Consider the following 12769-nt stretch of genomic DNA (forward strand, 5'->3'; position numbering starts at 1 on the left):
TTAAACTTGCTGCTTCCGTGCTTTTAACCTTGGGGCGTTATGCTGTTACCGAGGTGAAGAGAAGAATGAAGGATACAGTGATAGAGACAAGAGATCTGCTTAAGGAATACCGCGGCCGTGCAGCTGTGAAGAACCTGAATCTCAATATTACAAAAGGGGAAATCTACGGCTTCCTCGGACCGAACGGTGCCGGTAAAACAACAACCATCCGAATGCTGCTCGGTCTGATTAAGCCGACCTCCGGCAGCATTGAAATCTTCGGCAAGGAGCTGCGTGCGAACCGGATGCCCATTCTGCGCAAGGTAGGCTCACTGGTGGAATCGCCGTCCTACTACGGGCATCTGAGTGCATGGGACAACCTGGAAGCGATCCGCCGCATTCTGGCTGTGCCGAAGGTGCGCATTGCCGAGGTGCTGGAGATCGTCTCACTTACCGGGGAGGAGACGCGGCCGGTCAAGGGCTTCTCGCTGGGCATGAAGCAGCGGCTGGGGATTGCGGCAGCTCTGCTGGGCAGCCCGGAGCTGCTGATTCTCGATGAGCCGACCAACGGGCTGGACCCGTCAGGCATACAGGAGATCCGTTCCCTGATTAAGCGGCTGCCCGGAGAGCAGGGGATTACGGTGCTGGTCTCCAGCCATCTGCTGAGCGAGATTGAGCAGATGGCCGGTACGGTTGGCATTATCCGCGAGGGACAGATGGTCTACCAGGATACCATTGCCCATCTCCAGCAGCAGGCGGCCGGCCATCTGCGCCTGGCGTTATCCGAGCCGGAGACTGCGCTGATGACGGCGGTGCGGCGCGGCTGCGGCGGCGAGCTGCAGGAGGGCCGGCTGGTTTTGCCCCGGATGAGTGATGCGAGAGTATCGCTGCTGGTCAAAGAGCTGGTCGAGGAGGGTCACGCGATCTACAGGGTGGAGGAGCACAGGCAATCTCTGGAGGAATTCTTCCTGCAGGTGGTTGGGGGAGGGGAGCTATGATGTGGCGTGCGCTGTCGGCGGACTGGCTTAAGATCCGCGGCAAAGGCATATGGTTCCTCACCTTTCTCGGTCCACTGGGCCTCATCGCCATGCAGGGACTGAATTTTGGCCTCCGCTATGACTATCTTCGCGGGCAGTACCGCGAGGATCTGTGGGGTGGCCTGCTCAGTGAGGTCATACCTTTCGTACCGATTGCCCTTTATCTTGGAGGCACACTAATCTGCTCTCTGATTGCGAATGTCGAGCATCAGACCAGCGCCTGGAAGCAGCTTTTGGCGCTGCCTGTCTCCCGTACGGCAGTATTCATGGCGAAGCTGCTGCTCTGCCTGCTGCTGCTTATCGTGTCCTGCCTGCTGCTGTCGGCGGGAACCGTCATTCTCGGACTGCTGCTCGGCTTCGGTACTCAGCCGATACCGCTCGCAGATGTCCTGCGGATGGGCTTCGCCGCCTATGCTGCGGCCATGCCTATCATTGCACTCCAGCTGTGGCTGTCTTTAACCAGCCGGAACCAGACCCTTCCGGTATCGGTGGGATTGACCTTGTCGCTGGTCAGCCCGTTCGGTTCGTACTTCACGCAGTGGTTCCCGCTCTCCTGGCCGGAATTAGCCTGGAGTGATCCGCGTCCTTGGCTGTTCAGCGGAGCCGGCCTGGTGCTTGGACTCCTGGTAATCCTGCCTGGAGCCATCCATTTCGCGCGAAAGGATGTGGACTGAATATGAGGAATTTTCTGCGAATCATGTCTGCGGAGTGTCTGAAGATAGCCGGATTCCGCACCTGGCTGTTGATTCTGCTCAGTCCGCTGGTCTCCCTGCCGATTGGTGCGCTTTCGGACATGCCGGGAAATCAGACAATCACCTGGCAGGTTCTGCTGAGTACGATGTCAACGCTACATGCGCTGCTGTTTCTTCCGGTGCTCTCAGGACTCTTCGCTGCCTTAATCTGCCGCAATGAGCATAGTGACGGCGGTTGGAAGCAGCTCCTGGCGCTCCCGGTTACGCGGACTTCAGTATACTTTGCCAAATATGTATTGATAATAGCGCTGCTGGGTGCGGTGCAGCTGTTATTTGTTGGAGGGGTTCTGGGGGTCGGATGGTATCGGGGTGCAGAAGGGGGAGTTCCCTGGGAGCTGCTGCTGAGCAGCCTGTTCGGAGGATGGTTTGCCTGCCTGCCCCTGGCTGCCCTGCAACTGGCGGTATCCCAGGGCTGGAGCAGCTTCGGCGCTCCGCTGGCGCTGAATGTCTGCTTCACCATTCCCAATATACTGATTGCCAATTCTGCCACCTACGGACCTTATTACCCATGGGTACAACCGATGCTGGCCATGTCCCCCTTTGGAGAAGAACGGTTCGGCGCCTTCAACCTGCCGCTGGAGAGCCTGATGATTGTCGTGTCGGGCAGCCTGCTTCTGTTCCTGGGTGCTGGCTTGATAGGCTTTTGGCGTAAGGCGGTATAAGGTTAGCAGGTATAGGAATGCGGCTGGTGGGAAATGTTAAATACTAATCCAATGACTACAACTAACACGGAATATTCGAAGCGAACCCGAACGCAACGCTATACACCGCCGCATGTTTGAGTGAAATCCCTTACGCATTTCCCTTCTCCATGGACATTCGACGCCATTTTTCCTATAATTAATCGTAGAAGATACTATTAAGCGCCGGCGATGCCGGATGAGTATATGGAGGAGGGCGGGAGCATGGAACCAGCGGCACTTGAAGAATGCGACAACACCTGTAATGGTTCCGAACTGGAACCGGAATCTATGGCCTTGATTCTGCCGGACCGCGAGACTACAGATAAGATGGCGGAAATGTTCAAGGCACTGGGCGATCCGACAAGAGTTCGGCTGATTTACGCGTTATCCCAGCAGGAGCTATGTGTGCATGACTTGTCCTCCATACTGGATATGGGACAGTCGGCAGTCTCCCATCAGCTCCGCTATCTGCGGAATCTGCGGATTGTGAAGCGCCGCAAGGAAGGCAAGACCGTATATTATTCGCTGAATGATGCACATGTGGAGCAGATCTTCCTGCAGACTCATGAACATATCCGGCATGAATAGATTGTTATGACAGCAAAAGGGCTGTCCCCAAGCCAGGTAATGGCTTGGGGCAGCCCTTTTATATTATGTTGTGCGGTAAACCAAATATATATGTGCCAGTGCGCCGAATGTATGTGGAAAACAGCATATATTCGGCAGGCCTACAGAATCGTTAGGTTTCCTCCGACTATCCCGGACTCCCTTGGACTCGCATACTCCCTCACCCTTCTCCGCGTACCACCTCTTCCTCAAACCGGAAGGTGACCGTGCTTCACAGCAGAATTCTCAATCTGCAGTGTGGTATGCTGGATGCCGAAATTCTCTTCCACTAATTGAAGTGCCTGCTGCAGTACCTGCTCCGTATTCACCCCGTCTCTGATCAGCAGATGACCGCTGAGGGCATCCAGGCCGGAGGTGATGGTCCAGATATGCAGATCATGCACATCTTCAACCCCTTCAATGCCCAGTAGCGCCTTCTTCACCTCTTCAGCATTCACGTTAAACGGAGTTCCTTCCATAAGAATATGGAAGGCTTGCTTGATGACACCCCAGGCGCTGCGCAGGATCAGCAGGGCAACCAGCACACTGATGATAGGATCTGCGACATACCAGGAGAACAGGTTCATAATTAGACCAGCCGCCAGCGCGCCCACGGAGCCGAGAGCATCGCTGATTACATGCAGGTAAGCGCTGCGGATATTGATATTGTCTTTAGCCCCGCTTTTGCGCATCAGTGACCACGCACTGACGAGATTGGCCAGCAATCCGACACTGGCAATCAGCATCATCGTTCCGCTGGCTACCACCGGAGGGGCGGAGAAACGCTGGAAAGCTTCATACATAATGAATCCGGCAATGACGAACAGAGTCACCCCGTTGAATAAGGCCGCCATAATCTCGAACCGGTGGAAGCCGTAGGAGTTCTTGGAGGATGCCGGCTTCACCGCGATAATCATTGCCACAAGGCTAAGGGCAAGGGAGGCGGTGTCACTGAGCATATGGCCTGAATCGGACAAAAGAGCCAGACTTCCCGTAAACAGACCGCCGAAGAATTCAAGGAACATAATGCCGCCGGTGATAATTAAGGCGATTAGCAGCCCCTTTTTATTATCCGGTGCGTGGGAATGTGAATGTGCATGTGAATGAGAGTGGGAATGCCCGCCAGATTGCGAATGAGCATGTGCTCCAGTATGTGTCCCAGAGTGTGAGTGAGCATGTGAGTCACTATGCGTATGCTCTGCATTCTCATGACTTGCGTGCTCCGATCCACTGCTGTTCGAAGCTGTTACATTCGGATGCTGCCCGGAAGGTTTAACGTTGTTCATTTTGGAATTGTTCATTAGATAGGACCTCTTTTCAGTTAACATATGAATGTTTGCTCATATGTTAATATTATGGCGTCTGCAGGTAAATTACAAGCTTTTCTTATTTTTATTTTGCCACAATCTGTGGGCTGAATGCATTGACACTGTATGTTTCAGGAGAATATAATAGGTGTAAGTTAACATATGAACAAATACTCATATATAGGGACGATCAAGGGAGATGAGTCATTTGAGTACGTTAGAAGACAATGTGAAGCGGAAATGGGTACTGGATGGGCTGGACTGCGCGAACTGCGCAATGAAGATCGAGAATAAGGTCAAGAAGATTGAAGGTGTGTCCTCCTGCACCGTCAACTTCGCCACCAAGACCATGACACTGGAGACAACGGCTGCTGCTGCGGATGAGATCGCCGGGCAGGCTGAGCAGACGGTAACCAAGCTGGAGCCGCATGTGAAGCCACGGGCGGTTCAAGCTTCGCGGGCTGTTAAGAAGCCCTTGTCTGCGGAGGATGCAGCTCAGGTGCGCGGCGTAGCAGTTCAAGGACAGGGCCATGTTCATAGCCACGGCGAACCGCACGGTCATGAGCATGCCCACGGAGAAGTGCATTCCCATGAAGACGGGCACAAGCATTCACATGCTGCTGAGCACAGCCACAGTCATGAGGATTCCCATGGCCACGGACACAGCCACGAGCATGGGGAGGGCGATACGCGCCGCATCCTGATGCGGCTGGGCGGTGGTGCCATTCTGGCCGCTGCCGGGATGTTCCTGCCAGTCAGCGGGATCACCGAGCTGCTGATCTTCCTGGCAGCCTATCTGATTGTCGGCGGTGAGGTTGTCTTCTCTGCTGCCCGGAATATTGTAAGAGGCCAGGTGTTCGATGAGAACTTCCTGATGGCCCTTGCGACCATCGGTGCCTTCGCTATCGGCGAATATCCTGAAGGCGTCGCGGTTATGCTCTTCTATCAGGTGGGTGAGCTGTTCCAGGGAATGGCTGTGAACCGTTCACGCCGTTCGATTACAGCGCTGATGGATATACGGCCGGAGTTCGCTTATCTGAAGGAAGGCAATAATCTGCGCAAGGTGTCCCCCGAAGAGGTTAGCGTAGGGGACAGCATCGTGGTTAAGCCCGGCGAGAAGGTTCCGCTGGACGGGATTATTCTTGAGGGCAGCGCGATGATGGATACCTCGGCGCTGACCGGAGAATCGGTACCCCGCTCGACACAGCCGGGAAGCCAGGTGCTGAGCGGATTCATTAACCGCAATGGTGTGATTACCATTGAAGTGACCAAGGACTTCGGCGAGTCAGCAGTCTCGCAGATTCTGGAGCTGGTGCAGAATGCTACGAATAACAAAGCGAAGACAGAGAATTTTATCACCAAATTCGCCCGCGCCTATACGCCGGTTGTAGTGATAACAGCGCTGCTGCTGGCAGTGGTTCCGCCGCTGGTTCTTAGCGGAGCCACCTTCTCGGACTGGATCTACCGCGCACTGGTCTTCCTCGTTATTTCTTGCCCTTGTGCGCTTGTCGTGTCGATCCCCCTTGGGTTCTTCGGTGGTATTGGTGCCGCGTCCAAGAACGGGATTCTGGTGAAGGGCAGCAACTATCTGGAAGCCTTGAATGATGTGAAGATCGTTGTGTTCGATAAGACAGGAACCTTGACCAAAGGCCAGTTCACGGTAACCGGCAATATTCCGGCGGAAGGCTTCACCGGGCAGGAACTGCTGCGGGTAGCGGCTTATGCGGAGAGCCATTCCAGCCATCCGATTGCGGAATCCATCCGTGCAGCCTATGGCGAAGCGATTCCCGGCGAAGCGATTACCGACTATAACGAAATCTCCGGCCACGGCATCGCCGTTACCGTGGAGGGGAAGGCAGTGCTTGCCGGGAATGCGCGGCTGATGGAGCGTGAAGGGATTGCCAGCGTAACCCCGCAGGAGTACGGGACGATCGTTCATATTGCTGTAGATAAGCGCTACGCAGGTTATCTCGTCATTGCAGATGAAGTGAAGGACGATTCTCTTAAGGCTATTCAGGCTCTGAATGCACTGGGAATCCACAAGACGGTTATGCTGACTGGTGACGCCGCTCCGGTAGCCGAGTCTGTCGGCAGACAACTGGGTATTCAGGAGATCCATGCAGAGCTGCTGCCGGGGGATAAGGTCGCGGCGATTGAACAGCTGGAGCGGGAAAAGGGACCGAAGGAGAAGATCATTTTTGTCGGGGACGGGATTAATGATACTCCGGTGCTGGCCAGAGCGGATGTCGGGATTGCCATGGGCGGACTTGGCTCGGATGCAGCCATTGAGGCTGCGGATATTGTAATCATGACGGATGAACCTTCCAAAATCGCCTCCGCCATCGGCATCGCCAAGCGGACACGGACCATTGTCTGGCAGAACATTGCTTTTGCGCTGGGAGTTAAAGCGGTCTTCCTGCTGCTGGGAGCGTTCGGAATTGCCACCATGTGGGAGGCCGTATTCTCAGATGTCGGAGTTACTGTACTTGCTGTACTGAACAGTATGCGAGCTTTACAGCCGCCGAAATCGGTATAATGGTGTAATATGATGCGATAATGAAATAATTATGAAAAGTATAAGCCTTAATGATCCTAATTTTTGGGTCTTAAGGCTTATTTTTATTGCATGTATTATGCTTTTTGTCTATTTATGCCGATATATCAATATATATTTACAGCATATGGAAGACCACAAAGGGTTTCTAGGGGGATTTTGCGGTGAATGAGGCAAGTGTACGGTCCAAATTGAAAATGAATGCAAAGAATGGAAAATCATTGTCGCTACAAAGCAAGTATTCGCTTGTTATTTTGGCAATTGCTATTGTACCTCTGCTTGGTGTCACGATCTTTTTCATGCAGTACTTCGGGGGTGTAACCAGAGACGACAGTGAGGAGCTCGCCCAGAATATTCTGGAGATGAATACCACACGGATCGCAGAGTGGCTGAATACGCGGACATCTGCGGTCCAGGAGCTGATTGCACAGCATCCTGAATTTGATACCTCGAGACCGGATACTATTTTTCCTGTGGTCAAGGTACTCGAAGAGAGCGATACTCAGTCCGAAGGTTACAGCGTCATTAACAAGCAAGGCATTCTGGCCAATTCCCTTAAGCTTACGGCGGATGTAGGCCAATCGGCATATTTCCTGCAGGCAAAGGAGAGTCTTGCTCCGGCTGTAGCGGAGATGTCTTATCTGGAACAGCTCAGTAAATATATTATTCCGGTATTCGTTCCGGTCGTGGACAAGAACAAACAGTTTGGCGGCGGCATCGCCTTCTCGGTGACACCGGACATTCTGATGGAGATGGGCAAAAATATCCACGTGGGCGACACCGGCTACGGATACGTAATCTCGGGCAAGGGTGATTATTACGCCTACTCCGAGACCGAGCGGATCGGCAAGAATATCGCGGATTACGCCAAGACAACAGAGATGAAACAGGCTGTAGAGCATATTCTCGGCAAGGAAGCAGGCTCGGAAGCCTACAGGGGAGAGGACGGCAAACAGGTGATTACCTATTTCCGTAGCGTTCCGGGCACAGACTGGAAGCTGCTGATTACGGTTCCCAAAAGCGAGATTACCGCCAAAGTCACCTCAGCCCAGCGGATATCCACCTTGTTCATTGTAATCATCATTTTAGCGGTCATTGCCTTGGCCTTGTATCTGACCCGTCTGATTGTGAAGCCGATTGCAGCGATCTCCGGGGTGATGAAGAAAGTGGCGGACGGCCATCTCAGCGAACGGGTGACCGTACGCTCCAGTGATGAGATCGGCCAGATGAGCCAGAGCATTAATGATATGATCGGATCATTATCCGGCATTGTCGGCAAAATCGATGCTACAGTGGCCCAGGTTGCTGTCTCAGCAGAAAGTGTGCTGAAGTACGCCAATCAGACCTCGAATACGTCGGCTGAGATTGAGACGGTCGTCCAGGAAGTCGCCCAGGGCATGGGCGAGCAGTTCAAGGGCTCGGAACAGGCGGCAAGAGCTACGGAGGAGATGGCGATCGGGCTGCAGCGGATTGCGGAATCCTCCGTCAATGTGTCCGACCAGGCAGAGACGGTCAGCACCGAGGTCGAGAACGGATATGTAGAGATTCAATCCACACTTAAGCAGATGACTGTCATCAGCGGCGCTGCGGAGGAGACCTCGGCTCTGATCAGCAATCTGAGCGGACAATCTGAACAGATTGGCCAGATTGTTGATGTAATCTCTGAAATCTCCAACCAGACGGGGCTGTTATCCCTCAATGCGTCGATTGAAGCGGCCAGAGCAGGCGAGCATGGGCGCGGGTTCGGCGTGGTGGCGAATGAAGTGAAGAAGCTGGCGGAGCGCACGAACAGCGCCATTGTGAATATTGTGGAGCTGATCCGTCAGATTCAGGAATCCACCAGAGCGGCTGAGGTCTCTATGGGGAAGAGCATTGCTGAGATCGGAGACGGAATGGGTAAAATGCAAAACGTAGGCACCTCCTTCGACCATATCCGCTCGTCCATCCGTGAGGTATCGGTTCAGATCCAGGACGTCTCTGCCGTCAATGAACAGATGTCCGCCGGGACAGAGGAGATTACAGCCTCCATCTCCGATATGCTGATCATTGCCAGAGATTCTGCCGAGAGTGCCGAGATGGTGGCGGAGGCTTCCACCGAGCAGCGGAATCTGATGGGCCGGGTCGTCACCTCAGCCGAATCCCTCAACCAGTTAATGAGCGAATTGCGGAGCGAGATCGAGAAGTTTCAATAATATCAGGTGAAATCATCGCAAACACCCCTCTGTCGCACAGGTTACTGTGTGAAGCAGAGGGGTGTTTACTGTATAGGCTATGCTGTTAAGCTTAGTGCTGCTCCTCTAGCGTGAGGCTATCAATTCCCGCGCGGATGATGCTACAGGAGGCGGTGAATTTGGCCATCTCCGTATCGCTGAGGTTCAGCTCCAGCAATTCCTGAATGCCGCTGCTGCTGATAATAGCCGGTACTCCGGCACATACGCCGCTTTGTCCGTATTCCCCGTCCAGGATGGCGGAGACGGCGATGATTTTGTGCTCGTCATTCAGAATGGAGCGGGTGATATAGGCGAGGGCACTGCCGATCCCGAAGTGAGTGGAGCCCTTGCGCGTAAAAATCTCCCAGCCTGCATCTTTCGTCTTGCGGGCGATATCCTCCAGATCCAGGCTGCTGAAGCGCTCGCGGTGCTGCTCCATAATCTGCAGAATCGGCTTGCCGCCGATGGTCACATGGGACCAGGCCACGAACTGCGATTCCCCATGCTCGCCAAGGGCATAGCCGTTGACGCTGCGCGGATCGATCGTGAATACTTCCGACAACAGTGTCTTCAGCCGGGAAGAGTCGATGGAGGTGCCTGTGCCGATTACCCGGTGCCGCGGCAGGCCGGAGATCTGCCAGACCATATAAGTCACAATATCTACAGGGTTCGCAGCGACGACGAAGATACCATCGAAGCCGCCCGCCATAATCTCGGTTATGATCTCCCGGGTAATTACAGCAGCAGCATCCAGTACATCCAGCCGGGTCTGCCCCGGCTTGGGATTGGCGCCTGCCGTCAGAATGACGACATCCATCCCCGCACAGTCGCTGGCGGTGCCGGCATAGACCTTGGTGCGTGTTCCGGTGAAGTCCATGCAGTGCGAGAGATCAAGCGCTTGTGCCATGGCGCGGTCGTAGGTGCGGTCAATCATCATGATCTCATCGCATACGGCTTGATTCACCATGGAATAGGCAACACTTGAGCCGACCATGCCGGAGCCGACGATTGCCACTTTTCTCGATTTACTTTTCAATTGCCCCGTCCCCACTCTCTACAAGTATGGTACTATTCTAACCGATCTCATCGCAAGTTACCTGACATAGCACCGAAAATGCCCGCTGCCCCCGTCCGTTATTTAGCCACAATTCACATGGAAGGTTAGAGTGTCAGGGTTCTTATGAACTATAATATGCAGCTGATGGGCATTTGGGAAGGCAGAAGGAAAGGGTGCCTCCGGCAGTCATCCCTAAGGCTGCCGGGGACACCCCCTGTTAATTGAAAATCATTCGTCCCCGCTTCGTCCTAGACCCGGGGCTGCGGAATCTGCGGCTCGGCAGGCAACATTCCGGTATAGTGCTTATACATGAACAGTCTCCAGTGGAGGATCATGCCGAAGGCCAGAATGAAGAATAATCCGCCGGACTGAGGAACAGATACATACCGGTTGATGAACTCGTGGAGCAGAGTGCGGACCAGCAGCAGTCCAAGCAGAATGAACGCGAAGCTCTTGGAGCGCTGGGCATAGATCAGCCCTTCACGTTCTTCGAACCGCGTACTGCGGATTAGCGGATAGGCAAAAATAAACCAGCCGACCAGGAAGGCCGCGGCCGCCCACCACCAGGGGAAGCGCACTTCCGGTACGACGAACATGGCGAAGCCAGTGGACATGCCAAGCGGCGGAATCCATATTTTGCGGATCGTTACCGGGCGGGCACTGGCCTTCATGCGGATGAAAATCACCATCAGCGCCATGAATACGGCCCCCAGCGTAGAGCCCACATGCAGAAGTGAGGGGTTGATGTTACCCATAATTCACTGTCCTCTCTGTGATTTTGGTCACTATTGTCTTCATTATAGCAGATAATGATTGGATTTCAGAATGAGGTACACACAACAAACCCGCCAGGAGTCTAACCCCGGCGGGTCTGCTTGCTAAGTATAGTTCAGCAGCTTCATCGAAGAATGCTGCCATAGAGCTTAAGAACGGCTACGTCCGCCAACCGAACGCAGAATCAGGCTTACGATAAAGATCAGAATCACAGCACCGATTAGTGATGGGAAGACATAGAAGTCGCTGACCTTAGGTCCCCAGCTTCCCAGCAGCATGCCGCCCAGCCATGAACCGAGAATACCAGCGATAATGTTGCCAATAACTCCGCCCGGAATGTCCCGGCCCATAATCAACCCGGCCAGCCAACCAATTACGCCACCAACAATCAACATCCATAGTAAACTCATTTACTTCAGCTCCTTTTGTGTTTGTTGTCTTCGATGGTTACTATTAACCTCATGCTCAGCGTTTAAACCAGTGTTAAATTTTGCCGGCACACATTTATTTAGTATTCCAGTCTGTCCAAATTTATGCTGTTTAACCCTGATAAGGCCGCGGGTACATAAAGATGTTATAGTGAATTAATGGATCACCCTCTGAGTGAGAATAGGGGTGTACAGGTTATATAAGATTATATACTTTAGAACAAAAAGGAGCCGCAGCCATGCACCAGCCTAATGAAGTATTATTCTATATTGGAACGTACAACAGTAAGGAGAAAGAGGCCATCCTGCTCGGTGCGCTGGATAAGGAGACCGGAGAAATGAGGCTTATGGGCGGTACCCGGGGGACCCAGAATCCCTCCTATCTGGCGGTCAATGCGGCGCAGACTGCATTATATGCAGTGAGCGAGCAGGATGAGGGTGAGATTCATGCCTATGCGATTGAACCCGGCAGCAAAGCCCTGCATCCGCTGGGCAGCAGAGCAACCGGAGGCGGCGCACCTTGTTATGTCTCGGTTGCTCCGCAGGGAGATTACATAGCCGTGTCTAACTATATGGGGGGCAACGTCAATGTGTTCCCGCTGAACCCGGACGGGTCCTTGCAGGAGATGTCTTCCCAGGTGAAGCATGAGGGCTCGGGAATCCGAAGTGACCGACAAGAGGCTCCCCACCCCCATTCGGTGATTCCGGATAAGACGGGTGAACATGTGCTGGTCTGTGACCTTGGTCTTGACCAGATTGTGATCTACCGGGTGGAGGAAGGGAAGCTGGTCACTCACCGGGAGGCGGACCTTCCTCCAGGTTCAGGACCGCGCCATCTGGCGGTTCATCCTTCGCGGCAATGGATCTATCTGGTCAATGAACTGAGCAATACGGTCACCGTATTCGCCAATGATGAGCCTCAGGGTAATCTGAAGCTCCTGCAGAGCATCAGCAGTCTCCCAGAGCACTATACGGCCGGAAGTGATGACACGGCTGCTGACATCCATGTATCGCCATGCGGGCGTTACCTCTACGTATCCAACCGTGGACACGACAGCATCGCACTATTCCACATCGATAAGGCTACAGGTCTGCTGGAAGCGGAAGACTGGGTAATCTCCGGGGGTCGGACACCGCGCAATTTCGCTCTGATCGGCGGCATGCTGCTCGCCGCTAACCAGAACAGCGGCAATATTGCCTCCTTCCGCATAGACAGTGAGACCGGGCGGCTGATCCCTACCGGCAATGAGCTGGAAGTACCAGCCCCTGTCTGCCTTGTAGCCCTGGACTAACCTGGACAAGTATCTTTGTGCAGGAACGGCAAAGCCCCCTGAACGCCGGAGTATGGCGGGCAGGGGGCAATTTGGGCTTTTTATAGATAG

The 12769-nt window shown here is 53.8% G+C and carries 11 protein-coding genes; 7 read left to right on the top strand and 4 right to left on the bottom strand.

What is annotated here, in order from left to right; translation table 11 throughout:
- Positions 1-65: 65 nt before the first annotated feature.
- From C162_RS32670 to C162_RS32685, 4 genes are all read left to right on the top strand, one after another.
- Entirely contained in the window at positions 66-977 is a 912-nt protein-coding gene (locus C162_RS32670) for an ABC transporter ATP-binding protein (protein WP_036702067.1), read from the top strand.
- Positions 974-1690 carry an ABC transporter permease gene (locus C162_RS32675; RefSeq protein WP_036702069.1) on the top strand — a complete coding sequence of 239 codons (717 nt, stop codon included), beginning with the start codon at positions 974-976 and terminating at the stop codon, positions 1688-1690. Before C162_RS32670 ends, C162_RS32675 begins: the two co-directional genes overlap by 4 nt.
- Positions 1691-1692: 2 nt before the next feature.
- Complete coding sequence (locus tag C162_RS32680; RefSeq protein ID WP_036702071.1) at positions 1693-2430, top strand: ABC transporter permease; 738 nt, start codon at positions 1693-1695, stop codon at positions 2428-2430.
- Positions 2431-2673: 243 nt separating this feature from the next.
- Positions 2674-3039, top strand: a complete 366-nt coding sequence (locus C162_RS32685) for an ArsR/SmtB family transcription factor (RefSeq protein ID WP_036702072.1) — start codon at positions 2674-2676, stop codon at positions 3037-3039.
- Between the two features lie 227 nt (positions 3040-3266).
- Here the strand turns inward: C162_RS32685 and C162_RS32690 are convergent, their stop codons facing one another.
- Positions 3267-4358 carry a cation diffusion facilitator family transporter gene (locus C162_RS32690; protein ID WP_235218601.1) on the bottom strand — a complete coding sequence of 364 codons (1092 nt, stop codon included), beginning with the start codon at positions 4356-4358 and terminating at the stop codon, positions 3267-3269.
- Positions 4359-4572: 214 nt separating this feature from the next.
- On the opposite strand from C162_RS32690, the gene C162_RS32695 reads away from it, so the two are divergent.
- Positions 4573-6900: a heavy metal translocating P-type ATPase gene (locus tag C162_RS32695; RefSeq protein ID WP_156949767.1), complete on the top strand. Its 2328-nt coding sequence runs from the start codon at positions 4573-4575 to the stop codon at positions 6898-6900.
- 182 nt (positions 6901-7082) lie between these two features.
- Positions 7083-9110, top strand: coding sequence for a methyl-accepting chemotaxis protein (locus tag C162_RS32700; RefSeq protein WP_235218602.1), 2028 nt, complete (start codon positions 7083-7085; stop codon positions 9108-9110).
- 91 nt (positions 9111-9201) lie between these two features.
- On the opposite strand, the gene C162_RS32705 is transcribed toward C162_RS32700, so the two are convergent.
- From C162_RS32705 to C162_RS32715, 3 genes are all read right to left on the bottom strand, one after another.
- Positions 9202-10164, bottom strand: coding sequence for an L-lactate dehydrogenase (locus C162_RS32705; protein ID WP_036702075.1), 963 nt, complete (start codon positions 10162-10164; stop codon positions 9202-9204).
- 269 nt (positions 10165-10433) lie between these two features.
- Positions 10434-10940, bottom strand: coding sequence for a CcdC family protein (locus C162_RS32710; protein ID WP_036702077.1), 507 nt, complete (start codon positions 10938-10940; stop codon positions 10434-10436).
- Positions 10941-11108: 168 nt separating this feature from the next.
- Positions 11109-11369 (bottom strand): GlsB/YeaQ/YmgE family stress response membrane protein, encoded by a 261-nt coding sequence (locus C162_RS32715; protein WP_036702079.1) that lies wholly within the window; start codon positions 11367-11369, stop codon positions 11109-11111.
- Between the two features lie 257 nt (positions 11370-11626).
- On the opposite strand from C162_RS32715, the gene C162_RS32720 reads away from it, so the two are divergent.
- Positions 11627-12679, top strand: a complete 1053-nt coding sequence (locus C162_RS32720) for a lactonase family protein (RefSeq protein WP_036702081.1) — start codon at positions 11627-11629, stop codon at positions 12677-12679.
- Positions 12680-12769 lie beyond the last annotated feature (90 nt).

The sequence above is a fragment of the Paenibacillus sp. FSL R7-269 genome (genome assembly GCF_000517865.1).
Taxonomy (GTDB): Bacteria; Bacillota; Bacilli; order Paenibacillales; family Paenibacillaceae; genus Paenibacillus_AQ.